Source organism: Curtobacterium sp. 9128 (assembly GCF_007673775.1).
Lineage (GTDB): Bacteria > Actinomycetota > Actinomycetes > Actinomycetales > Microbacteriaceae > Curtobacterium.
The window spans coordinates 289,959-316,140 of sequence record NZ_VEAF01000005.1 but is presented as its reverse complement, the minus strand read 5'-3'; the positions used below and the strand labels follow the sequence as shown (position 1 = coordinate 316,140).

20 protein-coding genes and 1 tRNA gene are annotated in these 26,182 nt (G+C 71.7%); 10 read left to right on the top strand and 11 right to left on the bottom strand.

Annotated features, from left to right (window positions below):
- Nucleotides 1-62: 62 nt before the first annotated feature.
- The 3 genes from FS641_RS12920 to FS641_RS12910 all read right to left on the bottom strand — a co-directional run bounded on the left by FS641_RS12920 (nucleotide 63) and on the right by FS641_RS12910 (nucleotide 2,777).
- A complete protein-coding gene (locus FS641_RS12920) occupies nucleotides 63-749 on the bottom strand; it encodes a DedA family protein (RefSeq protein ID WP_144764404.1) in 687 nt (228 codons plus the stop codon).
- Between the two features lie 129 nt (nucleotides 750-878).
- A tRNA-Leu gene (locus FS641_RS12915) sits at nucleotides 879-959 on the bottom strand.
- A 543-nt stretch (nucleotides 960-1,502) separates the two neighbouring features.
- Entirely contained in the window at nucleotides 1,503-2,777 is a 1,275-nt protein-coding gene (locus tag FS641_RS12910) for an MFS transporter (RefSeq protein ID WP_144764402.1), read from the bottom strand.
- 42 nt (nucleotides 2,778-2,819) lie between these two features.
- On the opposite strand from FS641_RS12910, the gene mnmA reads away from it, so the two are divergent.
- From mnmA to FS641_RS12865, 9 genes are all read left to right on the top strand, one after another.
- Complete coding sequence (gene mnmA / locus FS641_RS12905; RefSeq protein WP_144764400.1) at nucleotides 2,820-3,926, top strand: tRNA 2-thiouridine(34) synthase MnmA; 1,107 nt, start codon at nucleotides 2,820-2,822, stop codon at nucleotides 3,924-3,926.
- Nucleotides 3,927-4,061: 135 nt separating this feature from the next.
- On the top strand, nucleotides 4,062-6,524 hold the full coding sequence (gene ligA / locus FS641_RS12900; RefSeq protein ID WP_186317747.1) for an NAD-dependent DNA ligase LigA: 2,463 nt from the start codon (nucleotides 4,062-4,064) through the stop codon (nucleotides 6,522-6,524).
- Between the two features lie 221 nt (nucleotides 6,525-6,745).
- The gene (locus tag FS641_RS12895; RefSeq protein ID WP_144764398.1) at nucleotides 6,746-8,026 is read left to right on the top strand and encodes an alpha/beta hydrolase; all 1,281 of its coding nucleotides are present in this window, start codon (nucleotides 6,746-6,748) and stop codon (nucleotides 8,024-8,026) included.
- 184 nt (nucleotides 8,027-8,210) lie between these two features.
- Nucleotides 8,211-10,493 (top strand): transglycosylase domain-containing protein, encoded by a 2,283-nt coding sequence (locus FS641_RS12890; protein ID WP_260855815.1) that lies wholly within the window; start codon nucleotides 8,211-8,213, stop codon nucleotides 10,491-10,493.
- Between the two features lie 174 nt (nucleotides 10,494-10,667).
- Nucleotides 10,668-10,967: an Asp-tRNA(Asn)/Glu-tRNA(Gln) amidotransferase subunit GatC gene (gatC, locus tag FS641_RS12885; RefSeq protein WP_144764396.1), complete on the top strand. Its 300-nt coding sequence runs from the start codon at nucleotides 10,668-10,670 to the stop codon at nucleotides 10,965-10,967.
- Nucleotides 10,964-12,511, top strand: coding sequence for an Asp-tRNA(Asn)/Glu-tRNA(Gln) amidotransferase subunit GatA (gene gatA, locus FS641_RS12880; protein WP_144764394.1), 1,548 nt, complete (start codon nucleotides 10,964-10,966; stop codon nucleotides 12,509-12,511). Before gatC ends, gatA begins: the two co-directional genes overlap by 4 nt.
- Complete coding sequence (gene gatB, locus FS641_RS12875) at nucleotides 12,511-14,013, top strand: Asp-tRNA(Asn)/Glu-tRNA(Gln) amidotransferase subunit GatB (protein ID WP_144764392.1); 1,503 nt, start codon at nucleotides 12,511-12,513, stop codon at nucleotides 14,011-14,013. The genes gatA and gatB overlap by 1 nt, the downstream gene beginning before the upstream one ends.
- A gap of 203 nt (nucleotides 14,014-14,216) precedes the next feature.
- A complete protein-coding gene (locus tag FS641_RS12870; RefSeq protein ID WP_144764390.1) occupies nucleotides 14,217-15,356 on the top strand; it encodes a type III polyketide synthase in 1,140 nt (379 codons plus the stop codon).
- Nucleotides 15,353-16,072: a methyltransferase domain-containing protein gene (locus FS641_RS12865; RefSeq protein ID WP_144764388.1), complete on the top strand. Its 720-nt coding sequence runs from the start codon at nucleotides 15,353-15,355 to the stop codon at nucleotides 16,070-16,072. Before FS641_RS12870 ends, FS641_RS12865 begins: the two co-directional genes overlap by 4 nt.
- A 171-nt stretch (nucleotides 16,073-16,243) precedes the next feature.
- On the opposite strand, the gene FS641_RS12860 is transcribed toward FS641_RS12865, so the two are convergent.
- From FS641_RS12860 to FS641_RS12825, 8 genes are all read right to left on the bottom strand, one after another.
- A complete protein-coding gene (locus tag FS641_RS12860) occupies nucleotides 16,244-17,338 on the bottom strand; it encodes an N-acetylglucosamine kinase (RefSeq protein WP_144764386.1) in 1,095 nt (364 codons plus the stop codon).
- Nucleotides 17,335-18,639: a 6-phospho-beta-glucosidase gene (locus FS641_RS12855; protein WP_144764384.1), complete on the bottom strand. Its 1,305-nt coding sequence runs from the start codon at nucleotides 18,637-18,639 to the stop codon at nucleotides 17,335-17,337. Before FS641_RS12855 ends, FS641_RS12860 begins: the two co-directional genes overlap by 4 nt.
- Before the next feature lie 7 nt (nucleotides 18,640-18,646).
- Complete coding sequence (locus FS641_RS12850) at nucleotides 18,647-19,537, bottom strand: carbohydrate ABC transporter permease (protein ID WP_144764382.1); 891 nt, start codon at nucleotides 19,535-19,537, stop codon at nucleotides 18,647-18,649.
- The gene (locus tag FS641_RS12845) at nucleotides 19,537-20,577 is read right to left on the bottom strand and encodes a carbohydrate ABC transporter permease (protein ID WP_222122092.1); all 1,041 of its coding nucleotides are present in this window, start codon (nucleotides 20,575-20,577) and stop codon (nucleotides 19,537-19,539) included. Before FS641_RS12845 ends, FS641_RS12850 begins: the two co-directional genes overlap by 1 nt.
- Nucleotides 20,577-21,944 (bottom strand): extracellular solute-binding protein, encoded by a 1,368-nt coding sequence (locus tag FS641_RS12840; RefSeq protein ID WP_144764380.1) that lies wholly within the window; start codon nucleotides 21,942-21,944, stop codon nucleotides 20,577-20,579. Before FS641_RS12840 ends, FS641_RS12845 begins: the two co-directional genes overlap by 1 nt.
- Before the next feature lie 132 nt (nucleotides 21,945-22,076).
- A complete protein-coding gene (locus FS641_RS12835; protein WP_144764378.1) occupies nucleotides 22,077-23,318 on the bottom strand; it encodes an ROK family transcriptional regulator in 1,242 nt (413 codons plus the stop codon).
- A 161-nt stretch (nucleotides 23,319-23,479) separates the two neighbouring features.
- On the bottom strand, nucleotides 23,480-24,532 hold the full coding sequence (locus tag FS641_RS12830; RefSeq protein ID WP_144764376.1) for a zinc-binding dehydrogenase: 1,053 nt from the start codon (nucleotides 24,530-24,532) through the stop codon (nucleotides 23,480-23,482).
- 84 nt (nucleotides 24,533-24,616) lie between these two features.
- Entirely contained in the window at nucleotides 24,617-25,183 is a 567-nt protein-coding gene (locus tag FS641_RS12825; protein WP_144764374.1) for a GNAT family N-acetyltransferase, read from the bottom strand.
- Nucleotides 25,184-25,237: 54 nt separating this feature from the next.
- Between FS641_RS12825 and FS641_RS12820 the strand changes: the two genes are divergently transcribed.
- Complete coding sequence (locus tag FS641_RS12820; protein WP_144764372.1) at nucleotides 25,238-26,149, top strand: DUF3097 domain-containing protein; 912 nt, start codon at nucleotides 25,238-25,240, stop codon at nucleotides 26,147-26,149.
- The last annotated feature ends 33 nt before the right edge of the window (nucleotides 26,150-26,182 follow it).

The window sequence follows — 26,182 nt, the reverse complement described above, 5'->3', positions numbered from 1 at the left end:
ACGACACCGTGATCGCTCGTGGTGCTGTGTCCGTTCCGTGGTGCTGAGTGCGGTGGCGCCGCTCAGTCGGTCGCGGGGTGCTCCTGCTCCTGCTTCTTCGCCTTGCGGGCGTTCCGCAGGTAGGTCAGGACCATCGGGATGACCGTGACGAGGACCGCGAGGAGCAGGATGACGTCGATGTAGTTGCGCACGAGGTCGGCGACGAACGGGATGTAGCCGAGGAAGAACCCGAGGAACGTCACACCGACGCCCCAGATCACTGCGCCGATGGCGTTGTACAGCGAGTACTTCTTGTAGTTCATGCGGCCGACACCCGCCGCGATCGGCAGGAACGTGCGCACGACCGGGACGAAGCGCGCCAGGATCACGGCGAGCGGGCCGAAGCGGTGGAAGAACGCGTTGGTGCGGTCGACGTTCTCCTTCGAGAACAGCCCGCTCTCCTTGCGCTCGAAGATCGGCGGTCCGGCCTTCTTGCCGATGTAGTACCCGAGCTCTCCGCCGAGGAACGCCGCGGCGCCGATCATGAGCGCGGCGACCCAGACCGGGATGCCGCCGATCGCGCCCCCGCGGTCGAAGGCGAACAGCCCCGTGATCACGAGCAGGCTGTCACCCGGGAAGATGAACCCGATCAGCAGGCCGGTCTCGGCGAAGATGATGGCGCACACCACGAGCACGGCGACGGCCCCGAAGTGGTCGAGGATGTACTGCGGATCCAGCCATGGGATCAGGGCGAGTGCGACGGAGTGCATGCTTCTTCCGGACGTGCGAGTGCGGGGACGGGAGGGTCACCCGCACCATGAGGGTACCGTGCGGGCATGGCCAGGCCGTCCCTCCGGCGGGGGATCTCTCCGGGATCTGCGGGGGCACGCAGCGAGCCGTGCGGAAGGAGGGACTCGAACCCTCACGCCTGGGGCACAGGAACCTAAATCCTGCGTGTCTACCGATTCCACCACTCCCGCGAGCACCGACAGCGTACCCGGCCGCCGGGGGTGCGGTTCGGCGGTGGTGGGCCTGCGGGCGCACGGTGCGGGGTTCGGCGGTGGTGGGTCTGCGGTGCACGGTGCGGGGTAGGGCGGTGGTGGGCCCGCGGGCGCACGGTGCGGGGTTGCTCGGTGGTACGGGTTCAGTGGCATGGTGCAGCGCTGTTTCGGCGCACCAGGCGGTCAACCGCGCACCACGCCGCCGCCGGCCGGTCAACCCCGCACGGTGCGAAGGGCGCCGACGCACCGTGCGGGATTCGGCGGCGGTGGGTTTGCCGGCGCACGGTGCGGGCTTGCTCGGTGGTGCGGGTTCAGTGGGATGGTGCAGCGCTGTTTCGGCGCACCAGGCGGTCAACCGCGCACAACACCGCCGCCGCCAAACCAATCGCGCACGGTGCGAAGTTCCCGCTACCGCCCGCACCGCAACGGCGCACGGTGCGAAGCCCTCGCCAGAATCCTCCCCACAACGGCGCACGGTGCGAAGCTCCGCCCCGCCCGCCCCGCTACCGCCGGCACCGCCCGTCAGCGCAACCGACGCGGCAGGTACCGCGGCACGTACCGCAGCAGGACCCCCGCACCGACGAGCCCGAGCACGCCCATCACCCCGCTGGCGATGGCGATCGACGCCACCGCCGTGATGCCGGAGATGACGAGCGGCGCTGCGGCCTGCCCGAAGTCGCCGGTGAAGCGCCACGCGCCGAGGAACGGCGCCGGATGGTCGCGTGGTGCGAGGTCGGCCCCGAGCGTCATCAGGATCCCCGAACCGACGCCGTTGGCGAGCGACATGGCCATCGCGACGGCGATGAACCAGCCGACCCTGGCGTCCAGGTGGTCGCTCCACGCGAGCAGGAAGTAGCAGATGCTCAGGCCGAGCATGCACGGCAGCGCGCTCGCAAGTCGTCCCCACCGGTCCATGATCTGGCCGCTCGTGTAGAAGAGCGCGAAGTCGACCGCCCCCGCGATGCCGATCACCAGGGCGGCGGTCGCGTCGTCGAGTCCCACGCTCACGGCCCAGAGCGGCAGGATCACCTGCCGCCCCGCCCGCATGGCGCCGATCAGGCCGGCACCACTGCCGAGGCGCAGGAGCACGCGGTGGTGCTCGCGGATGGTGCGGAAGAGCCCGTGCGCCTCCTGTTCGACGAACTCCTCGCCTTCCAACGTGGCCGGCACGTCCGCACGGGAGGCTCGGCTCGGCCTCCGGAGACCGCGCGTGCCCGTCGCGGGGTCACGGAGGACGAGCAGGGTCACCGCCGCCAGGAGACAGCAGACCACGTGGATCCAGAACGCGCTCTGCGTGGTGCCGGTCAGGTGGACGACACCGGCGGCGATGAACGGCCCGACGAAGTAGCCGAAGCGGAAGACGCCCCCGAGGCTCGACAGGGCACGGGCCCGGATCGCGACCGGGATCGCCGTGGTCATGTAGGCGTGCCGGGCCAGGGCGAACACGGCGGTGGACACCCCGACGAGGAACACGCCGACCGCGAGCACGAGGGGGTTCGGCGCGACGGTGCAGACGACCAGTCCGGCGATGGACACCATCGCGGCGCCGATCATCGCGTTCCGCTCGCCGATCCGCGCGACGACGACCCCCGACGGGACGTCGCCGATGAGCTCGCCGACGAGGATGAGCGACGCCACGAACCCGGCGATCGCGAGGCTCGCGCCGAGTGAGTTCGCCGCGATCGGGATGATCGGGATGATCGCGCCTTCGCCGATCGCGAAGAGCGCCGCGGGCAGGAACCCGGAGAGCAGCACGGCCCGCATGTCGAAGGGGCCGGGTGCTGGGGTCGTCGTCATCGCTGCCCAACGCTACGCCTGCCCGGGAGTTACCCTGGATGCATGCGTGTTCTGGCGGCGATGAGCGGTGGGGTCGACTCGGCGGTGGCCGCGGCCAGGGCAGTCGACGCCGGCCACGACGTCGTCGGGGTGCACCTCGCGCTGAGCCGGATGCCCGGGACGCTCCGGACCGGCAGCCGCGGGTGCTGCACCATCGAGGACTCGATGGACGCCCAGCGCGCGGCCTCGGCCCTCGGGATCCCGTACTACGTGTGGGACTTCTCGGCGCGGTTCAAGGAGGACGTCGTCGACGACTTCGTGGCCGAGTACCAGGCCGGTCGGACGCCGAACCCCTGCATGCGCTGCAACGAGCGGATCAAGTTCGCCGCACTCCTCGAGAAGGCCCTGGCCCTCGGCTTCGACGCCGTCTGCACGGGGCACTACGCCTCGATCGTGACCGGCGCGGACGGCACCCGCGAACTGCACCGCTCCGCCGCGTGGGCGAAGGACCAGTCGTACGTGCTCGGCGTGCTCACCGCCGAGCAGCTCCAGCATGCGATGTTCCCGCTCGGGGCCACCCCCTCGAAGGACGAGGTCCGGGCAGAGGCGGCGGCGCGGGGCCTCACCGTCGCGCAGAAGCCCGACTCCTACGACATCTGCTTCATCCCGGACGGCGACACCAGGGGCTGGCTCGCCGACCGCGTCGGGACCGCTCCCGGCGACGTCGTCGAGCGCGACGGGACGGTGGTCGGCGCGCACGAGGGTGCGACCGGCTACACCGTGGGTCAGCGCCGCGGGCTCGCACTCGGCCGCCCGGCGCCGGACGGCAAGCCCCGCTTCGTGCTCGAGATCCGCCCGAAGGACAACACCGTGGTGGTCGGCCCGAAGGAGGCGCTCGACGTCACCTCGCTGTCCGGTGCCCGGTTCACCTGGGCCGGTTCGGCGCCGGTCGACCCGTCCGTGCCGTTCGCGTGCGACGTCCAGATCCGCGCGCACGCCGACCCCGTCCCCGCGACGGCCCGCGTGGCCGACGGCGCCCTCGTCATCGACGTCGACGCGCCGCTCTCCGGCGTCGCCCCCGGCCAGACCGCGGTGGTCTACGTCGGCACCCGCGTGCTCGGACAGTGCACGATCGACACGACCGTGAGCGCCGTCCCCGTCGACGCCTGACGGCGGCCCCGCCGACGACGGATCGACGCTCGTCACGGCGGGGGAGGGTCCCGGCACGCGCCCGCTCGGCTGCGCCGCTCCCGGGGTGCGGGTCCGCTGCACGCCGGGTCGGTGGTGCACGGTAGAACTGGTGGCATGAGCGAGACCGACGCCACGTTCGAGACCATGGACCCCGCCGAGCTGGACGCCGGCCAGGCGGGTCGCGAGGTCGACCGGCTGCGCGCGAGCGTCAACGAGCTGCGCGACCGCTACTACGAAGGCAACGGCTCGCCCGCCTCCGACGCCGAGTACGACGCCCTGGTGCACCGGCTCGCGGCGATCGAAGAGCGCTTCCCGGAGCTCCTGACCGAGGACAGCCCGACCCAGACCGTCGGCGGCCGGGCGGAGACGACGCAGTTCGCCCCCGTCGAGCACGCCGAGCGGATGCTCTCGCTCGACAACGTCTTCAGCCCCGAAGAACTCACCGACTGGGCCGTCAAGGTCCAGCGTGACGCCGGGTCCGAGCGCGTCCGGTTCCTCACCGAGCTGAAGATCGACGGCCTCGCGATCAACCTCCGCTACGAGGACGGCCGTCTCGTCACGGCGGCGACCCGCGGCGACGGCGTCGTCGGCGAGGACGTCACCGGCAACGTGCTCACCATGGGCACGATCCCGGAGCGACTGTCCGGCACCGGTCACCCGCCGCTGGTCGAGGTCCGCGGCGAGATCTTCTTCCCGGTGGAGCAGTTCGACGAGCTCAACGCGAAGCAGCGCGACGCGGGGGAGCGGGTCTTCGCCAACCCGCGGAACGCCGCAGCCGGCTCGCTCCGCCAGAAGGAGGACGGCAAGTCGCCGGCCAAGCGCGAACTCATGGTCGACCGCCTCCGACGACTGCGGATGCTCGTGCACGGCATCGGGGCGTGGCCGGTGCGCGAACTCGAACGCGACACCGAGGTCCGCTCCCAGTCCGAGGTCTACGAGCTGCTGCACGCGTGGGGTCTGCCGACGGGGACGCACCACCGCGTGTTCGACACCATCGACGAGGTCCTCGGGTTCGTGCGGGACTACGGCGAACGTCGTGCCTCGGTGGAGCACCAGATCGACGGCATCGTGATCAAGGTCGACGACCTCGGGCTGCACGAGGAGCTCGGGTCGACCTCCCGTGCCCCGCGGTGGGCGATCGCGTACAAGTACCCGCCGGAAGAGGTGCACACGAAGCTCCTCGACATCGTGGTGAGCGTCGGGCGGACGGGGCGGGCGACGCCGTTCGCCGTGATGGCCCCGGCAGAGGTCGCCGGTTCCGTCGTCCGCCAGGCGACCCTGCACAACCAGCAGGTGGTCAAGGCGAAGGGCGTCCTCATCGGCGACACCGTCGTGCTGCGCAAGGCCGGCGACGTCATCCCCGAGGTGCTCGGGCCGGTCGTGGAGCTCCGCGACGGCTCGGAGCGTGAGTTCGTCATGCCGACGGCGTGCCCGGAGTGCGGCACCCCGCTCGCGCCCGCGAAGGAGGGCGACATCGACCTCCGCTGCCCGAACGCCGAGAGCTGCCCGGCGCAGGTCCGGGGTCGTGTTGAGCACATCGCGTCCCGCGGCTCGCTCGACATCGAGGGCCTCGGTGAGGTGGCCGCTGCGGCACTGACGCAGCCGCTGCGCCCGGAGACGCCGCCGCTCCGGACCGAGGCGGGCCTGTTCGACCTCACGTTGGAGGACATCGTGCCCATCGAGGTGATCGTCCGCGACGCCGAGACCGGCATGGAGAAGACCGACGGCGACGGGACCCCGAAGCGGGTCACCCCGTTCAGCCGGGCCCGCAAGAAGACCGACCCGCCGTTCGACCCGGACGCCCGCGGTGCGGCCTACACGGGCGAGCCCAGCCGCTACCCGTCGAAGAACGCGTTCGAGATGCTCGCCAACATCGACGCGGCCAAGACGAAGCCGCTGTGGCGCATCATGGTCGGCCTGAGCATCCGCCACGTCGGACCGGTCGCCGCTCGGGCGCTCGCGAACCACTTCGGGTCGCTCGACGCGATCCGGAACGCCTCCCGCGACGAGCTCGCCGCGGTGGACGGCGTCGGCGGGATCATCGCCGACGCCCTGCTCGACTGGTTCGCGGTCGACTGGCATCAAGAGGTCATCGACCGCTGGACCGCGGCCGGCGTCCAGTTCACGACGCCGGGACACCCGGGCCCCGGGGCCGTCGACACCGAGGGAGGCGTCCTCAGCGGCCTGACGGTGGTCGCGACCGGATCGCTCGAGGGGTACACGCGCGAAGGTGCGCTCGAGGCGATCATCGCCGCCGGCGGCAAGGCCGCGTCGAGCGTCAGCAAGAAGACCGACTTCGTCGCGGCGGGTCCCGGTGCCGGCTCGAAGCTGACCAAGGCCGAGCAACTCGGGCTCCGCATCATCGACGCGGAGCAGTTCCGCATCCTGGTGACCGAGGGGCCGAGCGCACTGCCGGACGCGACCGAGACCGAGCCCGATCCGGACGACGCGAACAGCGCAACGAGCGACACGAACGACACGAGCGACACGAGCGACACGAGCGATACGAGCGACACGAGCGACACGAGCGACGGCGCCACGACCACCGACGCCCCGGGAGCGACCACGGCCGACTGACCGGGAGCGGGCATCCCCGCGGCGACGTGCCCAGTTCGGGGGACAAGTCGCCGACGAACGGCCCGATGTCCGCCGATCTCCTTACACTCGGAAGCGCATCACCTGTCGCCTGCAGGGGGTCGACGGGACGGCCCGCCCGGGGGAGACCGGTATTGCTGCTGCTCGCCGCTGCACTGCTCACCGCCTCGATGCACTCCCTCGGAGTGCTCGGGTCTCCGGTGGTGCCCGAAGCCCCGAGCGACGTCGTCGCGGTCGTCCACCGCACCGCCGATGCCCAGCCGCAGGTCGCGTCCGGAGCGCACCCCGACCTCGCCGACCTGCAGGCCGACCACGGCCGCGCGTTCCTCGACGACCTGAGCACAGCCTCCCGAGCGGTCCTCGCAGCCGCGGATCGTGACCCGCGCGTCGCCGCCACCGCGATGGACGACCCGCCCTCGGCGGCGGTCGCGCGCTCGTGGTGGGCCGGACTCGGCGCCGGCGTCCAGGCGCGGCTCGAGCAGGACGCCCCCGTCGTCGTCGGCAACCTCGACGGCCTGCCGTACGCCGCCCGGGACCGCGCGAACCGCACCGTGCTCGCCCGCGCGCTCGCCGACGACCGGACCACGGCCTCCGAGCGGGCGATGCTCGGGCAGGTCCGCGCGTCGCTCGTCCCGGACCCCGACGGGCCGCCGAAGACGCTGATGGCGCTCGACACGCGCGGATCGGGTCGGGCGGCCATCGCGCTCGGCGACCTCAGCACCGCGGCGGACGTGACGGTGGTGGTCCCCGGGATGTTCTTCACCGTCACCGGTCAGATGGTCGACTTCACCGCGACGGCCGGCGACCTCTACGACGAACAGGCGACGCTGTCGCCGATCGCGGCACCCGGTGCCGGGACGGGACTCGCGGTCGTCGCGTGGATGGGGTACCGGACGCCCGACCTGTCGAACATCCTGTCGCTCGACCTGGCGAAGACCGGTGCGCACCGGCTCGAGCGTGTGGTCGACGGGATCCAGCAGACGCGCGCGGGTGCCGAGCCGCGGATGGGGATCGTGGCGCACTCGTACGGGTCGACGACGGCCCTCATCGCCCTGTCGTCTGGGCACATGCACGCGGACAGCCTGACGCTCCTCGGGTCACCCGGCAGTGACGTCCGGAGCGCGTCCCAGCTCGCCGTCGGTGCCGGCGGGGTCTTCGTCGGCGGGGCGCACTGGGACCCCATCGCCGGTTCCGGGTACTTCGGCGTCGACCCGGGCGGGGCCGGGTTCGGGTCGACGGTCCTCGACCTCGCCGGTGGGATCGACACCGCGGACGCCGGTGACGTCTTCCGGAGGCCGATCGGGCACAACGACTACCTCAAGCCCGGGACGGCCTCGCTGCACGACGTCGCGCTCATCGCCGTGGGCCGGAGCGATCTGGTCCGCGGCCGGGACCACCGCGGCAACGGACGCGGCGAGGGGCTCGTGCAGGTGTCGCCGGACATGTTCCTGGTCCGTCCGCAGGACCTGCAGCCGCGAGACTGACACCGCTCGACCCGTTGCTCCGAGTCGGCTGCTGCGCGACGCTCCGCACCGACCGGACCTGCCGCTCCCGGGGTGGTCGGCGGCTTGGTCTGTGACCCGATCGTGACCGCAACCTGTGGACCGCTGCAGCTTCGACGGCCTCCGCAGCAGTCCCGGTCCAGGGCGGCTCCCTACGGTGCAGTCCATGCGTGTGATGCGGTGGCCGGGCTCCTTCCTGATGTTCGTCGTGATGTCCGCGCTCGCCGGCCTGCTCGTCGCGGTCGCGGTCACCCCGGCCGTCGCGGTGGCCGGCGAGGGCGCGTCCGGTGCGGCGGCGTTCTTCGAGGACCTGCCGAGCTACCTCGACGTCCAGACCCCGCAGCAGGTGTCGACCGTCTACGCGAAGCAGGGCGGCCAGGACGTCAAGATCGCCTCGTTCTACGCCGAGAACCGCACGATCGTGAAGTCCGACGCCATCGCGACGACGCTCAAGCAGGCCGCGATCGACACCGAGGACCCCCGGTACTACGACGAGGGCGGCATCGACGTCATCGGCACGCTCCGCGGCGCTGCCGCCACCGCGGTCGGCGGGGACGTGCAGGGCGGCTCGAGCATCACGCAGCAGTACGTGAAGAACGTCCTCGTGCAGCAGTGCGAGCAGCTCACCGGCAAGGACGCGGCGGCGACGAAGGCGAAGATCGACGCCTGCTACCAGGACGCCGCCGGTGTCACCCCGGAGCGGAAGCTGCAGGAGATGCGCTACGCGATCGCGGTGAACAAGAAGTACTCGAAGCAGGACATCCTGACGGGGTACCTCAACATCGTCGGGCTCGGCGGTCGTGTGTACGGCGCCGAGGCCGGTGCGCAGTACTACTTCGGTGTCTCGGCGAAGGACCTGTCCCTCGTGCAGTCGGCCACGCTCGTCGCGATCCTGAACAACCCCTCGAACCTGCGCATCGACCAGCCGGACTCGACCGCCAACGGAGCGGCGAACGGCTACAAGGCGACGAAGGACCGCCGCGACTACGTGCTCCGCCGGATGCTCGCGCACCACTCGATCACCAAGGCCGAGGAGCAGCAGGCGATCGCGACGCCGGTGCAGCCGAAGATCACCCCGACGGCGAACGGGTGCTCCGCCGCGGCGACCGACCACGACGCCGGGTACTTCTGCGACTACGTCCGCGACCAGGTGCTGCAGGACCCCGCGTTCGGCAAGACCACCGCCGACCGCATCGGCGCACTCGACACCGAGGGGCTGCAGATCCACACGTCCCTCGACCTCGACCTCCAGGCCCAGGCGCAGAACGCCCTGTCGACGTACGTCCCCACCACGATGGCTGGCGTCAACGCCGGCGGGTCGAACGTCACCGTCGAACCGGGGACCGGCCGCATCCTGTCCATGGTCCAGAACACGACGTACACGCAGTCCGACTCCGCTGGCCCCGGCGAGACCGCGGTGAACTACAGCGCGGACATCGACTACGGCAACTCCGGGGGCTTCCAGACCGGTTCGACGTACAAGGTGTTCACCCTGGCGGAGTGGCTCGCGACCGGACACACCCTGTCGGAGTCGGTCCCCACGACGGAGCACACCTTCCCGCAGAGTGAGTTCACCAACTCGTGCCAAGGGGTCGGGGGCTCGCCCTGGCAGGTCGCGAACGCCGAGAACGTCCCGCCGTCCATGACCGTCCAGGACGCCACCACCGAGTCGATCAACACGGCCTTCGCCGCGATGGGCAAGCAGCTCGACCTGTGCAAGATCACGCAGCTCGCGCAGTCGATGGGCATCCACCGCGCCGACGGCACGCCACTGAAGGAATACCCGGCCTCGATCCTCGGCATCAACGAGCTCTCGCCCATCGACCTCGCCGAGGCCTACGCCGGGTTCGCCAACGACGGCATCGTCTGCACGCCGACCGCGATCGACTCGGTCACCACCGCGGACGGCGCGAAGATCACACCGACGCCGACGAGCTGCACCCAGGGCGTCTCGAAGGAGGTCGCGGGCACCGTCGACTACGCGTTGCAGGGCGTCCTGCACGGCAACGGCACCGCGGAGAGCGCGAACCCGGGAGACAGCACGCCGAAGTTCGCCAAGACCGGCACCACGGACGGCGACGTCCAGAACTGGCTGGTGGCGTCGACCACCAAGTACACGAACGCCACCTGGGTGGGCAACGTCTCGGGCAACGTGCCGCTGGCGAACTGGCCGTTCCTGCAGCACACGACCGGGTACAGCGCGAAGTTCGGCATCGGGAAGTCGATGATGCAGTACCTCGACGCCCACGTCGGCGGGGGAGCGCTCCCGGCGCCCGACCCGGCGATGATCGGGCAGGTGCAGGCTCCGCCGTCGTCCTCGTCGACGTCCGGTGCCACGGGATCGTCGGGATCGTCCGGCTCGTCCGGTGGCTCGACGACCCCCGGGAACACCCAGCCCTCGACCCCGGCGGCTCCGGCTGCTCCCGCGGCTCCCGCAGCAGGGCAGTAGCGGCGACGGCCTGGAGGCCCGGTGGCGGTCCGACGGACCGGCACCGGGCCTCCAGGCGGTTCCTCCACACCCTCGTCGCCGAGGGCGACCCGTCCACAGCGGCGGGGTCGCAACCGACCCCGGTCGAAGCGGCCAATAGACTGGGTGCTTCCACGAACCGATCGACGGAGCACCATGCCTGACATCACGAGCGAGCAGGTCGCCCACCTGGCGAACCTCGCGCGCATCGCCCTCACGCCGGACGAGATCGCCAAGCTGACCGGGGAGCTGTCGCAGATCGTCGACAGCGTCGCGAAGGTGACCGAGGTCGCCACGCCGGACGTCCCCGCGACGAGCCACCCGGTCGCGTTGCCGAACGTCCTCCGACCCGACGTGGTCGGCGAGACGCTCACGCAGCAGCAGGCGCTCTCCGGGGCGCCCGACTCCGACGGCGAGCGGTTCCGTGTGACGGCCATCCTGGGAGAAGAACAGTGACCGACGACATCACCCGCCTCAGCGCCGCGGCGCTCGCGGACGCCCTCGTGGCGCGCGACGTCTCCAGCGTCGAGGCGACGCAGGCCCACCTCGACCGCATCGCGGCCGTCGACCCGGACGTGCACGCGTTCCTGCACGTGAACGAGAACGCCCTCGCCGTCGCGAAGTCGATCGACTCGCGCCGTGCCGCCGGTGACGACCTCGGCGCCCTCGCCGGCGTGCCCGTCGCCATCAAGGACGTGCTCTGCACGATCGACATGCCCTCCACCTCGGGGTCGAAGATCCTCGAAGGATGGGTGCCGCCGTACGACGCCACGACGGTCGCCAAGCTCCGGCGCGCCGGCATGGTCCCGCTCGGCAAGACGAACATGGACGAGTTCGCCATGGGGTCGACGACCGAGTTCTCGGCGTTCGGCCCGACGCGCAACCCGTGGGACCTCGACCGCATCCCCGGCGGTTCCGGCGGCGGTTCCGCCGCCGCGGTCGCCGCGCACGAGGCACCGCTGGCGCTCGGGTCCGACACCGGCGGGTCGATCCGTCAGCCCGGTGCCGTGACCGGGACCGTCGGCGTGAAGCCCACGTACGGCGGTGTGAGCCGCTACGGCTCGATCGCCCTCGCGTCGAGCCTCGACCAGGTCGGCCCGGTCGCCCGGACCGTCCTCGACGCAGCACTGCTGCACGACGTCATCGGCGGGCACGACCCGAAGGACTCCACGTCGATCCCGCAGGAGTGGCCGTCGTTCGCCGCCGCCGCCCGTGACGGGCTGCAGGCCGACACGCTCGCCGGCCTGCGCGTCGGCGTCGTCAAGGAACTCGCCGGCGGCGAGGGCTTCCAGGCTGGCGTCACCCAGCGCTTCCAGGAGACCGTCGCGATCCTCGAGGCCGCCGGGGCGGTCGTCGTCGAGATCGACGCGCCGAGCTTCGCGTACGCCATCAGCGCGTACTACCTGATCCTCCCGGCCGAGGCGTCGTCGAACCTGGCGAAGTTCGACTCGGTCCGCTTCGGGCTCCGGGTCACGCCGGAGGGTGGCGCGACGGTCGAGGACGTCATGGCTGCCACGCGTGAAGCCGGCTTCGGACCGGAGGTCAAGCGCCGCATCATCCTCGGCACCTACGCGCTGAGCGCCGGGTACTACGACGCCTACTACGGCAGCGCGCAGAAGGTCAGGACGCTGGTGCAGCGCGACTTCGACAAGGCGTTCGCCGAGGTCGACCTGCTCATCAGCCCCTCCGCGCCGACGACCGCGTTCCCGCTCGGGGAACGGCTCGACGACCCGCTCTCGATGTACCTCAACGACCTCACGACGATCCCGGCGAACCTCGCCGGTGTCCCCGGCATGAGCATCCCGAACGGTCTCGCGCCGGAGGACTCGCTGCCCACCGGCGTGCAGCTGATGGCCCCCCAGCGTGAGGACGCCCGGCTGTACCGCTACGGCGCCGCCCTGGAGCGTCTGCTCGAGCAGCAGTGGGGTGCTCCGCTCATCGACCGGATCCCCGACCTCGACCTCGGTCAGCAGTCGGCAGCAGAGGAAGGCGTGGTCTGATGGCCGCCAAGGACGCACTCATGGACTTCGACGAGGCGATCGAGCGCTTCGAGCCGGTCCTCGGCTTCGAGGTGCACGTCGAGCTCGCGACGAAGACGAAGATGTTCTCGGACGCGCCGAACTTCTTCGGCGGCGAACCGAACACCAACGTCACGCCGGTCGACCTCGGCCTGCCGGGCTCGCTGCCGGTCGTGAACGAGCAGGCCGTGCGCTTCTCGATCAACCTCGGGCTCGCGCTCGGGTGCTCGATCGCCGAGTCCTCCCGGTTCGCGCGGAAGAACTACTTCTACCCGGACAACCCGAAGAACTACCAGATCTCGCAGTACGACGAGCCCATCGCCTTCGAGGGGGAGGTCGAGGTCGAACTCGCCGACGGCACGCTCTTCCAGGTGCCGATCGAACGCGCCCACATGGAAGAGGACGCCGGCAAGCTCACGCACGTCGGTGGCGCGACCGGGCGCATCCAGGGCGCCGAGTACTCCCTCGTCGACTACAACCGGGCGGGTGTGCCGCTCGTCGAGATCGTCACGAAGCCGATCTTCGGCGCCGCGCACCGCGCACCCGAGCTCGGTGCCGCCTACGTGCAGGTCATCCGTGACCTCGTGCGTGCGCTCGGCGTCTCCGAGGCCCGCATGGAGCGCGGGAACCTGCGCTGTGACGCGAACATCTCGCTGCGCCCCTGGGGTCAGGAGAAGCTCGGTACCCGTACCGAGACGAAGAACGTCAACTCGTTCCGGGCCGTCGAGCGCGCCATCCGCTACGAGATCCAGCGGCAGGCGGCGATCCTCGCGGACGGTGGGACGATCACCCAGGAGACCCGGCACTGGCACGAGGACACCGGTCGGACGTCCGCAGGTCGCCCGAAGTCCGACGCCGACGACTACCGCTACTTCCCGGAGCCCGACCTGCTCCCGGTCGTCCCCGACCCGGCGATGATCGAGGAGCTGCGGGCCTCCCTGCCCGAGGCGCCCGTCGCCCGTCGTCGTCGGCTCAAGGGCGAGTGGGGCTTCGCCGACCTCGAGTTCCAGGACGTCGTGAACGGCGGGCTGCTCGACGAGGTCGAGGCGACGGTCGCTGCCGGCGCCCCGGCCCAGGCGGCACGCAAGTGGTGGACCGGCGAGATCAGCCGTGTCGCCAACACGCGGGACGCCGCTGCAGGCGACCTCGTCAGCCCCGCGCACGTCGCCGAGCTGATCGGACTCGTCGAGGCGGGTGACCTCACGGACCGCCTGGCTCGCCAGGTGCTCGACGGCGTCATCGCCGGCGAGGGCTCGCCGGCACAGGTCGTGGAGTCCCGCGGGCTCAAGGTGGTCTCCGACGACTCCGCTCTCACCGCAGCCGTCGACGAGGCACTCGCCGCGCAGCCGGACGTCCTCGCGAAGATCAAGGACGGCAAGGTCCAGGCCGCCGGCGCGATCATCGGCGCCGTGATGAAGGCGATGCAGGGCCAGGCGGACGCCGCGCGCGTCCGCGAGCTCGTCCTGGAGCGCGCGCAGGCCTAGCAGCACTGCACCGAACCGCGGGACGGACACCGCACCACGCACTGACGTGGTGTCGTGTCCGTCCCACGGTTCGCTGGGCTCCGGCCCGTTCCGGCCGCCTCGCTGCGCTCCGGTCCGCTCCGGCCGCCCCCGGAGCGCTCGGTGATCCTGCGTCTCTGCCGTGATCCTGGGGACGCATCACCGACCCGGTGACAGGATGAGGAGTGTCCGCAACGATCCGCGCCATCGGTACCGCCGTCCCTCCGACGACGTTGGAACAGTCCGCCGTCCGAGACCTCTTCGCCCGGCAACCCGGGCTCGGACGACTCGGGAGCCGGATCCTCCCGGCGGCGTTCGACGCCTCCGCGGTCGAGCACCGGCACACGGTCCTCCCCGAGCTCGACGTCGACCGGACGCCCGGCGCGTTCCGGGACGACACCGGCACGCTGCACTCGCCCTCGACCGGCATGCGCAACGACCGGTACCGCGAACTGGCCCCGCCACTGTTCGTCGCCGCCGCCCGCGACGCCCTCGAGCGATCGGGCACCGACCCGGCGGCGGTGACGCACCTCATCACCGTGTCGTGCACCGGGTTCACGCAGCCGGGGCCCGACCTGGCGATCGTGCAGGAACTCGGTCTGCCCCGCGGCGTCTTCCGGCACCACATCGGCTTCATGGGGTGCTGTGCGGCGTTCCCTGCAATCCGGAGCGCAGCGGCCTTCGCCGAGGCGGACCCCACCGCCGTCGTGCTCGTGGTCTGCGCCGAGCTCTGCACGCTGCATGTGCGCGCCTCGGACGACCCCGACCAGATCGTCGCGAACAGCGTGTTCGGGGACGGTGCCGCCGGTGTGGTCGTCACCGCCGACGGCCCCGGCCTCCGGCTCGATGCGTTCGCGACGACGGTCGTGCCGGAGGGTGCGTCCGAGATGGCCTGGAACATCGGCGACGAGGGCTTCGAGATGGTCCTGAGCACGGCGGTGCCGAAGCTCGTCGGCGCCACGGTCGTCGAAGCGGTCTCGTCCCTGCTCGACGGGCCGGCGGCGGCGGTGCCGATCTGGGCGGTGCACCCCGGCGGTCGGGCGATCCTCGACCGGACGCAGGACGCGCTGGACCTCCCGGACTCGGCGATGGCGAGCAGCCGGGCGGTGCTCCGCGACCACGGCAACATGTCGAGCGCGACGGTGCTGTTCGTCCTGCGCGACGCACTCGACGCCGGCGTCGAGGACGGGACGCCGGTCGTCGCGCTGGCGTTCGGTCCGGGACTGACCGTCGAGAGCGCACACCTGACCGCGGTCGGGCAGCCGGACGGGGCCGTTGCGGCAGCCGTCAGCGCCGTTCCGGAGCGTGTGGGGAGCAGCCGGTGAGTCGAGCCGACGGAGGCGAGCCGAGCCTCCCGGTCGACCTGCGGACGCGCGACCTGACCCTCCGGGAGCTCATGGACGACCCGGACTGCGACCCGCGCGCCCTGGAACGCACCTTCCGGCGGTTCGCCGTGGTCAACGCCCTCGTCAGCGGATGGCGCTCCGTCTGGCGGACCCACGTCGTGCCGGCGCTGCCGGCGCAGGGACGAGGACGCATCCTCGACCTGGGCTGTGGCGGGGGCGACCTCGCACGGGCGCTCGTCCGGTGGGCGGCCAGCGACGGGTTCGACCTCGAGGTCGTCGGCGTCGATCCCGACCACCGGGCGATCGAGGCGGCCGCGCGCTCGACGCCGCGCGGGGTCTCGTTCCGGCAGCAGTCGAGCGGTGACCTCGTGGCGGCCGGGGAGCGGTTCGACGTGGTGGTGTCGAACCACGTGCTGCACCACCTCGACGACGCGGCACGGACGGCGTTCCTCGGCGACTCCGAGCAGCTCGCGTCCGGGCGGAGCCTGCACTCGGACATCCGGCGGTCGGTGTCGGCGTACCGGGCCTACGCGCTGGCGTCGCCGCTCGTCGCCGCGGGGACCTTCGTGCGTGTGGACGGGCTGCGCTCGATCCGTCGGAGCTTCACGCTGCCGGAACTGCACGCCACGCTGCCCGGAGGCTGGCGGGCCGAGGCGGTGGCCCCGCACCGGGTGCTCGCGATCCGCGACGCCTGAGCCGGGCGCTCCGCCGTTTCGCACTGAGCGACACCGCAGCGCCGTCGAGCCCGTGCAGTGTCGCTCAGCGCGGGACGGGCGAAGCCGCGGGACGTGCGGAGCCGCGAGCGACGTGGCGAAGCCGAGCGCGGGCCGTGGCGCAGACGAGTGCCGGACCGCACCCGGCACGCCCTAGGCGAGCGGGAGCGCCGCCGTGCTCGCGAAGGAGCGGGACAGCACGGCTGCGCGGTACTCCTCGAGCGCCTCCGGACCGGCGCCGACCGCCTCGAGCGCCGCGAACCCCGCACCCAGGACCGGGGGAGCGGTGACCCACGTCGGTACGGCTCCCGGGACACGCGCGGCAAGCCCGGCGACGACCGCGTCGACGAGCAGCGGATGCCGTGCCGCGAGCACGCCGCCGCCGAGCACGACGGGCACCGGCGACGTCGCCGACCCGCCGAGGCCCAGGCGCCCGAGTGCGACCGACGCCAGGAGCACGATCTCCTCCGCCTGCCGCGCCACGACCCCGAGGGCGACCTCGTCACCGGTCGCCGCGACGTCGAACAGCACGGGGCAGAGCCGGTTGAACACGCGCTCGTCGAGCCGTCCGAAGTGGATCGCCTCGATGACCTCGCGCACGGAGTCCAGCCCGAGCGCCGCCGGCACAGCCCGGACGAGGCCCGTCGACGGACCGCGGCCGTCGTCCGCCCGAGCCGCGTGCCAGAGTGCCCGGTTGCCGAGGTACGCACCGCCGCCCCAGTCCCCGGAGACGTCGCCGATCGCCGGGAACCGGGACGTCTCCCCGTCGGCGCGCACCGCGAGGGCGTTGATGCCGGTCCCGCACACCACGGCCGCGGCGTCCGGCGACAGCGTCCCGGCGCGCAGCAGGGCGAACAGGTCGTTGTCGAGGACGTCCGGCGCGCCGCCGTCCTCGTCCCAGTGGGCGAGTGCGGCCCCGGCCGCGACGAGTTCGTCCGGCAGGTCGAGCCCCGCGAGGTACACGTGCGTGGTCAGGATCCGCCGGTCGCCGAGCTCCCGCAGGACCCGGGCTCGGACGTCGTCGAGGATCGGGCCGGCGAGTGCCCATCCGCGCACCTGCGGGTTCGAGCCCGGACCGCGGGCGTGGGCGACGAGGGTGCCGTCCAGGCCGATCGCCACCACGTCGGTCTTGCTGCCGCCGCCGTCCACCGCGAGCACGACGTCGCCGGTGGCTCCGGTCGGCAGCGTCGTCGACGGGGCTGCCGGACGGGAGGCCCGGGCCGTCCCCGCCCCGCCGGCTCGGCTCATCCCGCCCACGACACCTGCTCCGATCGTGTCCACGGGATCAGGTCGGCGTTCGCGGCGAGCAGCAGGTCCGTGAGCCGCTCCGCCCGGTCGAGCTGCCCGACGAGGGGGTGCGCCCACATCGCGCGGAGCACCCGGTCGCGGCCGCCGCGCACGGCGGCGTCGAGCGCGAGCCGCTCGTAGCCGGCGACGTGCGCCACCAGGCCGGCCATGTCGGGGTCGAGCGGCGCGACCGGCAGCGGGGTGATCGCCTGCCGGGTCACGCGCGCCGGGACCTCGATCACGTGGTCGTCGGGCAGGAACGGGAAGGTGCCGTCGTTGCGGACGTTGAGCACCTGCACGTCGCCGCGGTCGCCGAGGATCGAGGACAGCACGTCGATCGCCGCCTCGGAGTAGTACGCGCCGCCGCGCTGCTCGAGCTCGACCGGCTTCGTGACGACGGACGGGTCCGCGTACTTCGCCAGCAGTGCCCGTTCGGTCGCCATGACGGCCTCCGCGCGCGTCGGTTCGTGGAGCTGTTCCTCGAGGACGACGTCGTGCGCGTAGAAGTACCGCAGGTAGTAGGACGGGACGGCGTGCTGCAGGCGGATGAGGTCCGGCGCCATGTGCACGCTCTCGGCCATCCGGTCGAGGGCTCCGGTCTCGGGGGTGAGGAGCTCGTCGAGCACGTCCCGCTCGCCGGATGCGTCGGTGACGTGCACCCCCCGCTCCCACGTCAGGTGGTTGAGGCCGACGTGGTCCAGGCGGACGGCCGACGGGTCGACGCCGTACTCCTTCGCGAAGCGCCGCTGGAAGCCGATCGCCACGTTGCACAGGCCGACGGCGCGGTGGCCGGCCTCGAGCAGTGCCCGGGTGACGATTCCGACCGGGTTCGTGAAGTCGACGATCCAGGCGTCCGGCTTGGCGTGCTTCCGGACGAGTTCGGCGTACTCGAGGACGACGGGCACGGTGCGGAGCGCCTTGGCGAACCCGCCGGGTCCGGTGGTCTCCTGACCGATGCAGCAGGCCTCGTGCGGCCAGGTCTCGTCCTGCTGCCGTGCGGCCTGACCGCCGATGCGGAGCTGGAGCATGACCGCGTCGGCGTCGGTGACCCCGGCGACGACGTCGTCGGTCACGTGCACGGTGCCGGGGTGGCCGGCGTGGGCGAACATCCGCGTCGCGACACCGCCGACGAGTTCCCGGCGGACCGGGTCGGGGTCGACGAGCCAGAGCTCGTCGATGGGGAGCTGATCGCGGAGGCGGGCGAACCCGTCCACGAGTTCGGGGGTGTAGGTGGAACCGCCGCCGATGACTGTGAGTTTCACTGTGGTGCTATCCCTTCACGCCGGTGAGCGCGATGCCCTCGACGAATGCCTTCTGTGCGAAGAAGAAGATGACGACGACCGGGACCATGACGACGACGGTCATCGCCATCGTCATCGACCAGTCGGTGCCGTGTTGGCCGCGGAACGTCGCGAGGCCGTACGCGACCGGCCAGGCGGCCTGGTTCTCGGACGCGTAGAGGAGCGGGCCGTAGTAGTCGTTCCACGAGTGGAAGAACATGAAGATCGCCGCGGAGGCGATGCCCGGGCGGGCCATCGGCACGACGACCCGCATCAGGACGCCCCACTCGCTGCAGCCGTCCATCCGGGCGGCGTCGCCGTACTCCTTCGGGATCGTCATGAAGAACTGCCGGAGCAGGAAGATGCTGAACGCGTCCCCGAGCAGGTTCGGCAGGATCAGCGGCCACAGCGTGCCGGTCAGGTGCAGGTGCGACCACATCACGTAGACCGGCACCGCGGTGACCTGCGGGGGCAGGAGCATCGCGACGATGATCACCGTGAAGACGAGGTTCGCGCCCTTGAACCGGATCTGCGCCAGGGCGTAGGCGGCCGGCACCGAGCTGACGAGCATGAACGCGGTCGCCAGCACGGCGTACATCGCCGAGTTGCCGAACCACTGCGCCAGCGGCAGCTCGTCGAACACCCGGGCGTAGTTCGAGAAGTCGAACGGCGCCGGGATGATCGACGCCGTCAGCGCCTGGTTGCTCGACATGAGCGAGGTCAGGACGACGAACACGATCGGTGCGATGGTCAGGACCCCGAGCGCCACGAGTGCGGCGTGCTCGGCGATCCAGAGCAGCAGGCCCCTGCGGGGCTCGCCCGTCCTGGGTGCCGCGCCGCGGGGAGCACGGGCGAGGGGCGACTGGGAGACGGCGGTCATCAGGACTCCTCCGGCCGGAACACGCTGATCCGGCGCATGGTGAACACGAGCACGATCGCGGTGACGACGAACAGCACCACGGCCATCGCGGACGCGTACCCGAACTGGAAGTTGGCGAATCCGTGCTGGTAGAGCAGCTCGGTGTAGGTCAGCAGCGAGGTGCCCGGGTACCCGAGCTGTGCTGCCGTCCCACCGCCGATCGTCGCCTTGCCGGACGCGACCCCCGAGGCGACGGCCGCCTCGGTGAAGTACTGCAGGGCCGCGATCACCCCCGTGACGGCCGCGAACCCGATGACGGGGGCGATCGTCGGCAGGGTGATGTGCCGCACCTGCTGGACGCCGTTCGCCCCGTCGAGCGACGCCGCCTCGTAGAGGTCACGCGGCACGTCGAGCAGCGACGCCAGGAAGATGATCATGATGTCGCCCATCACCCAGACGCCCATGATCACGAGCGACGGCTTCGACCACGCGGGGTCGTTGAACCACAGCGGTCCGTCGATCCCGAACACCCTGAGGATCTGGTTGACGGGACCGGTCCCCGGATTGAACAGGAACACGAAGGCCACGACGCTCGCGACCGGCGGGACCAGGGCGGGCAGGTAGAACAGCGTCCGCCAGAACCCGGTCGCGGTGCGGGCCCGCGACAGCAGCCCTGCGACGAGCAGCCCGCAGACGATCCGGACCGGCACGAGGATGACGACGAACCACGCGGTGTTGACGACGGCCGGCCAGATCTGCGGGTCCTGCGTGAACAGGAACCGGTAGTTCAGCAGGCCGACGAACTGCGGTTCCTGCAGCTGGTTGTAGCGCGTGAACGAGTAGAAGATGCTCGCGACGAGCGGGTAGGCGAAGAAGACCACCAGGCCCACCAGTGCCGGTGCGAGCATCGTCAGGGCGACCAGGCGCCGCCGGGACTCGGCGGAGCGGCGTCGGCGGCGCCGAGCGGCGGGGGGCAGTGGACCCGACCCCGTCGGGCCCGTGGGCCTGGAGGCGCGGCCGGGCCGAGCCTCCCGTCCGGCGGTCTTGGTCGTGACGCTCATCACGGACCTGCCAGCTGGTTGGCGTTGTCGATGTCGGAGTCGAGCTTCTTGAGCTTGGCGTCGAGGTCGCCGCCGTTCTCCTGGTACGCCTGCCAGAACTTCGTGAAGGTGCCGATGTACGCGGCGCCGTCAGCGGTCCCGGGGGACGTCATCGTGTCCGCGTTGCCGGCCACGTCGACGAAGGTCTTGTAGTTCGCGTCGACCTCGAGGTCGGGGGACTGCAGCGCCGAGGTGAGCGTCGGGATGTTCTTCAGGCCGTTGCCCATCGTGACCTGCGCGTCGGTGTTCGTCGACAGGTACTTCAGCAGTGCCCATGCCAGCTCGGGGTTCTTCGACCCCTTCGCGATCCCGGCGACGTTGCCCGCGATGTAGGTCGAGCCGTAGTGGCCGACCCCGGCCATGACCGGCGTGGGCGCGGTGCCGTAGTCCAGGTCCGGCTTCTGGTCCTTGATGAACGCGGTGCGGTACTCACCGTCGATCTGCATCGCGACCTGCCCGGTCTGGAACGCGTTGTCCGCGGCGAACTCCTGGCCGAGCCCGGACGTGAACGCCTTGAGCTTGTCGTAACCGATCGCGTCGACGAAGTCCTTCTGCCACTGGATGAGCTTCTTCCAGTTCGCCGACGTGCCGATCTCGCTGTTGCCCTTGCTGTCCAGCCACGAGCCGTCGATCATCGGCGCCCAGTGCTCGGGGGAGTTCTCGTAGAAGTCGATGAGCGGGTTGAAGCCGAGCTGCTTGATGGAGCCGTCCGCGTTGTAGGTCGTCATCTTCAGCGCGTCGGACTTGAGCTCGTCGAGCGTCTTCGGCGGCTCGGTGATCCCCGCCGCGGCCATCGCCGGCTTGCTGTACATCAAGGCGCTGACGTCGGCGAGCGCCGGGAGCGTGCACCGGGTGCCCTTGTACTCGGTGTACGACCGCACGGCCTTCGGGATGTCGGACAGGTCGACCTTGTCCCGCTTGATGTACGGCGACAGGTCGCGGAAGGCGCCGGAGGAACAGAAGCTCCCGACGATGGCGGTCGAGTAGGACAGTCCGACGTCGATGCTCTGGCCCGACGAGATCGCCTTCTGCAGCTTCTCGTCGTCCTGCCCGGCGTGGATGTCGACCGTGACGCCGGGGTTGGCCTTCTCGAAGCCGGCCACCGCGCTCTTGACGACACCGGCCTCGCGTCCGGTGAAGAAGTGCCACAGGGAGACGGTGCCCTTGAGCTCCTTCGGGGCGGTCTTGTCGACCGAGGCCGCGCTGCTGCCGGAGCTGCAGCCGGCGATGACGACGGCGCCGGTGACGGCGATCGCCGTCGCGGTGATGATGCGCCGGACGTGGTGCCGGCGGTGCGGGGTCATGCGGTGCTCGGGGTGCGGGGTCATGCGGTGCTCGCTTCCTGGTCTCGCCTCGACGGCGCCGGTTCCGGTTCCGGGCGCGCCGAGGAGCCCTCGGACAGGGCTGGGGTGGAGGTGCCTCGAGTGGTGCGGGTGGGTGGAGCTGGCGGTGGTGCTGGCTCAGGCGCGCTGCGCGGGATCGGGCTCGGTCGCGTCGTCGCTGATGCGGTCGAGTCGTCCCGCGAGCGCGGTGCGCACGACGTCGATGAGGACGTGTCGTGCGCCGTGCAGGACGGGGGTGTCGGGGACACCGGGGGCCACCACGGCGGTGGACCAGCGCGAGCGGGTCCGGAGCCAGGCGGTCACGGCGGCGGCCAGGGCGGGACCGCCCGCGATGCCGGTCGGGCCGTGCAGCACGACCGTCTCGGGATCGGCGACGGCGAGGACGGGCAGCACGTTGTGCCCGACGCGCTCGCCGAGGGCGGTCGTGAAGGGGTGCTGCGCCGGGAGGCCGGGCAGCTGCGGGAGCACCTGGCGCCAGTCGGCAGCGCTGCCGTCCGATGCCGTGATCCCGTGTTCGGCGGCGAGCGCGGTGATCGCGGACTCGGAGATGAGGTCCGCGACGATCGTCGCCGTCGGGTCGAGGGGGAGCGCGTCGGCGGGCACGCTCAGGTAGCCGATCTCGCCGGCCGCTCCGGAGGCGCCCGCGTGCAGTCGACCGTCGAGGTCGAGCGCCATGCCGAGGCCCTCCGCCATCCACAGCAGCGCGAAGCTCACCGGGGCCCGTCCTGCTCCCATGTTGCGCTCGGCGATCGCGGCGAGGTTCGCGTCGTTCTCGACGACGACCTGCACGCCGAGCGCCGCGGACAGCGTGGCGGCGACCCGCTCGCGCGGCCAGCCGGGGAGCCCGTCGGTGAAGATGAGGGTGTCGGTGGCGTGGTCGACGCTGGCCTGCACGCCGACGGCGACGGCGGTCACGAGGTCGGGGTCGACCCCGGCGGCTGCCGCGGCACGACCGACGGCGGCGGCGACGATCTCCTCGCCGGGGGCGCGCATCTCGTCCTCGTCCATGCGGTGCTCCGCCACGGCGTAGGACCGGCCGGTGGCGTCGACCACCGTGGAGCGGACGTCGACGAGCTGCACGTCCACGGCGACGGCGAGGTCGCGGTCGGTGATCGCCTCGTACACCGCGGCGCTCGGGCCCCGGCGGCCGGCCTGGGACTCGGTGCCCGCGTCCCGCAGGAGCCCGGCGGCCTCGAGCCGGCGGATGATCTCGGCGGCGGTCGGCTTGCTGAGGCCGGTGCGCTGCGCGATCTCGTTCCGGGTCATCGGGCCCTCGTCGAGGAGGAGTCCGAGCGCCGCGCGGTCGTTCAGGACGCGGAGCAGTGCCGGTTGGCCCGGTGTGCGTCCTCGTGTGGTCATGTCGAGGACTGTAACGGACAACCTTCTTTACTGAAAGGTTTGTTTACAGATCGGAAACACCGGTGGGCTGTTCCGTCGTCCTCCGCTGAGCGACCGTCCCGGTGCCGGCGAGCCCGTGGTCGGTCGCTCAGCGCGGAGCGTCGCGATTCCCCGCGTATCCGCTACGGGCGCAGCAGCACCTTGATCGCGCGGCGCTCGTCCATCGCGGCGTACGCCTCCGCGGCCTCGTCGAGGGGCAGCTCGAGGTCGAACACCCGGCCGGGCTCGATCGCCCCCGAGAGCACGTCGGGCAGCAACTCCGGGATGTAGGCGCGCGCGGGGGCCATGCCGCCGCCGACGGTGATGTTCTTCGCGAACAGGAACGGCATCGGCAACTCGGGGTCGCCCGCCGGGACGCCCACGTAGCCGACGTTGCCGCCGGGACGGACGACACGGAGTGCCTGGTCCATGCTCTCGGCGGTGCCGACGGCCTCGAGCGCGCAGTCGGCGAGGTCCCCGTCGAGCAGGGCCTTGACGGCCGCGATGCCCTCGTCGCCACGGGTGTCGACGATGTCCGTCGCGCCGAAGTCCCGGGCCAGCGCCTGGCGCTCGGCGTGCCGGCTCATCGCGATGATCCGCTCGGCGCCGAGACGCTTGGCCGCGAGCACCGCGGACAGCCCGACCGCGCCGTCCCCGACCACGACCACGGTCTTGCCCGGGCCGACCTCGGCCGAGACTGCGGCGTGGTGTCCGGTCGAGAAGACGTCGGACAGTGTCAGGAGCGACGGCACCAGGGCGTCGTCGACCGGCCCGGGCACGACGACCAGCGTCGCGGCGGCGTCCGGCACGCGGACGTACTCGGCCTGGGCGCCGCCGAGCGGCAGACCGTAGGCGTCCGGCGTCACGCCGAACGTCGAGCCGTGGTCGCAGCCGCTCGTCATGCCGTGGGCGCAGGCCTGGCAGGTGCCGTCGTTCGTCGTGAACGGCGCGATGACGAAGTCCCCGACGGACAGGTCGTCCACGTCGTCACCGACCTGCTCGACGACGCCGACGAACTCGTGCCCGATCGCGCGGGGCTCCTTCGTGTCGCGGACCCCGCGGTACGGCCAGAGGTCGGACCCGCACACGCACGCGGCGACGACGCGGACGACCGCGTCGGCCGGAGCGAGGAGTGTGGGGGTGTCACGCTCCTCGACGCGGACGTCGCGAGGGGCGTGGATGACTGCTGCGCGCACGGAGGTGCCTTCCGTCGAGGGATGGGGAATGACCGGTCGACGTCGTCCGGGCCGCACCGACAGTACTCCGGGGCTGGTGGACGTTCAGTTCCCCGTGCTGCAGTCCGTCGGCAGGTCGTCCCAGACGACCGGCGTGGTCGTCCCGCTCCGGTGGTCCTCGCGGAGCAAGCCGTACCCGATCGAGTCACGCGGACCGCTCCCGGTCACCGGCCATGCTCGACGGTAGTGGGCCTCCTTCACCCACCCGTTCCGGACCAGGACCCTCCGCATCGCGGTGTTGTCGTCGCGGGTCTGCGCCTCGATGCGCTCGACGTCCGGGAACGCCGCGAAGACGTGGTCCGCGAGCACCCTGACGAGCGCGGTCCCGATGCCCCGCCCCCGGACGGCCTCGGCCAGGCGGACGTCGATCAGGGGCTCGCCGTCGTCCAGGTCGTCGAGCACGACCAGGCCCACGACGGCACCGTCGACCACCACCCCGGACACCGCGTGGCTCGGTGCCGCGAAGTCGCCGTCGTCGAAGCGGCGGTCGACGCCCTCGCGGGTCGGCTCCGGGGTGACGTGGAACGGGAACCGGTTCGTGGTCAGGAACGCCACGATCGTGGCGCGGTCCCGCTCGTCCGTCGGGTCCATCGGTCGGAGTTCCAGATCCACGACACCACCGTAGCGACACGTGACGGACGGGCTCCGGGCGCTACCCTCGTGCGGGTGGACGAGGACCGGTACGGCAGCGACGTGCTCTCGGGCGACTGGCGCTCGAAGGGCGTCAAGAAGGTGCGGCAGGTGCCGCTCGAACGCGACATGGTGCTCGAGGACCCCGTCTCCGGCTGGGCCGGCGCCGTCGTCGGACTCGAAGCCGGCAACATCGCGCTCGAGGACTGGAAGGGCCGCACCCGCTCCTTCCCGTTCACCGGGCAGTTCCTGCTCGAGGGCGAGCTCGTCACCCTGGGCCGCCCGCAGGCACCGGTCGGCCGGTCTGCCGCCGCTGCACCGGCCGGGAGGCACGGCTCGGCCCCGGCGGTCCGCCACGCCGCCGACGGTGGTCGCCTCCGCACCGCGTCCGGGTCGTTCGCGGTCGAGGCGCAGCGCGCCCGCGTGGCACTGCCCTCGCGGATCATGGTGGAGGGCAAGCACGACGCTGAACTCGTGGAGAAGGTCTGGGGCGCCGACCTCCGCGTGGAGGGCGTCGTCGTCGAGGAGCTCTCCGGCGTGGACAACCTCGCGGACGTCCTCGACGAGTTCCGACCCTCTCGCGAACGCCGTGTCGGCGTGCTCGTCGACCACCTCGTGCCCGGGTCGAAGGAGTCCCGCTTCGCCGACGCCGTGATGCGCGGCAAGTGGGGGGCACACGTGCTCGTCGTCGGACATCCGTTCGTCGACGTGTGGCAGTCCGTGAAGCCCGCCCGCGTGGGCCTGACGCAGTGGCCGACGATCCCGCGGTCGATCGAGTGGAAGCAGGGCATCTGCCAGGCGCTCGGGTGGCCGCACGCCGAGCAGGCCGACATCGCCCGCGCGTGGCAGCGGATCCTCGGGCAGGTGCGCACGTTCGCGGACCTCGAGCCGCAGCTGCTCGGACGCGTCGAGGAGCTCATCGACTTCGTCACCGAGCCGCAGGGCTGACCCAGCCGACCATTTCGGTGACCGGTCGGCCGT

Excerpts from the sequence above, each read along its gene's own strand:
- FS641_RS12920 (WP_144764404.1), bottom strand. The coding sequence starts at position 749 with ATGCACTCCGTCGCACTCGCCCTGATCCCATGGCTGGATCCGCAGTAC.
- FS641_RS12910 (WP_144764402.1), bottom strand. The coding sequence starts at position 2,777 with ATGACGACGACCCCAGCACCCGGCCCCTTCGACATGCGGGCCGTGCTG.
- mnmA (WP_144764400.1), top strand. The coding sequence starts at position 2,820 with ATGCGTGTTCTGGCGGCGATGAGCGGTGGGGTCGACTCGGCGGTGGCC.
- ligA (WP_186317747.1), top strand. The coding sequence starts at position 4,062 with ATGAGCGAGACCGACGCCACGTTCGAGACCATGGACCCCGCCGAGCTG.
- FS641_RS12890 (WP_260855815.1), top strand. The coding sequence starts at position 8,211 with ATGCGTGTGATGCGGTGGCCGGGCTCCTTCCTGATGTTCGTCGTGATG.
- gatC (WP_144764396.1), top strand. The coding sequence starts at position 10,668 with ATGCCTGACATCACGAGCGAGCAGGTCGCCCACCTGGCGAACCTCGCG.
- gatB (WP_144764392.1), top strand. The coding sequence starts at position 12,511 with ATGGCCGCCAAGGACGCACTCATGGACTTCGACGAGGCGATCGAGCGC.
- FS641_RS12860 (WP_144764386.1), bottom strand. The coding sequence starts at position 17,338 with ATGAGCCGAGCCGGCGGGGCGGGGACGGCCCGGGCCTCCCGTCCGGCA.
- FS641_RS12850 (WP_144764382.1), bottom strand. The coding sequence starts at position 19,537 with ATGACCGCCGTCTCCCAGTCGCCCCTCGCCCGTGCTCCCCGCGGCGCG.
- FS641_RS12845 (WP_222122092.1), bottom strand. The coding sequence starts at position 20,577 with ATGAGCGTCACGACCAAGACCGCCGGACGGGAGGCTCGGCCCGGCCGC.
- FS641_RS12840 (WP_144764380.1), bottom strand. The coding sequence starts at position 21,944 with ATGACCCCGCACCCCGAGCACCGCATGACCCCGCACCGCCGGCACCAC.
- FS641_RS12835 (WP_144764378.1), bottom strand. The coding sequence starts at position 23,318 with ATGACCACACGAGGACGCACACCGGGCCAACCGGCACTGCTCCGCGTC.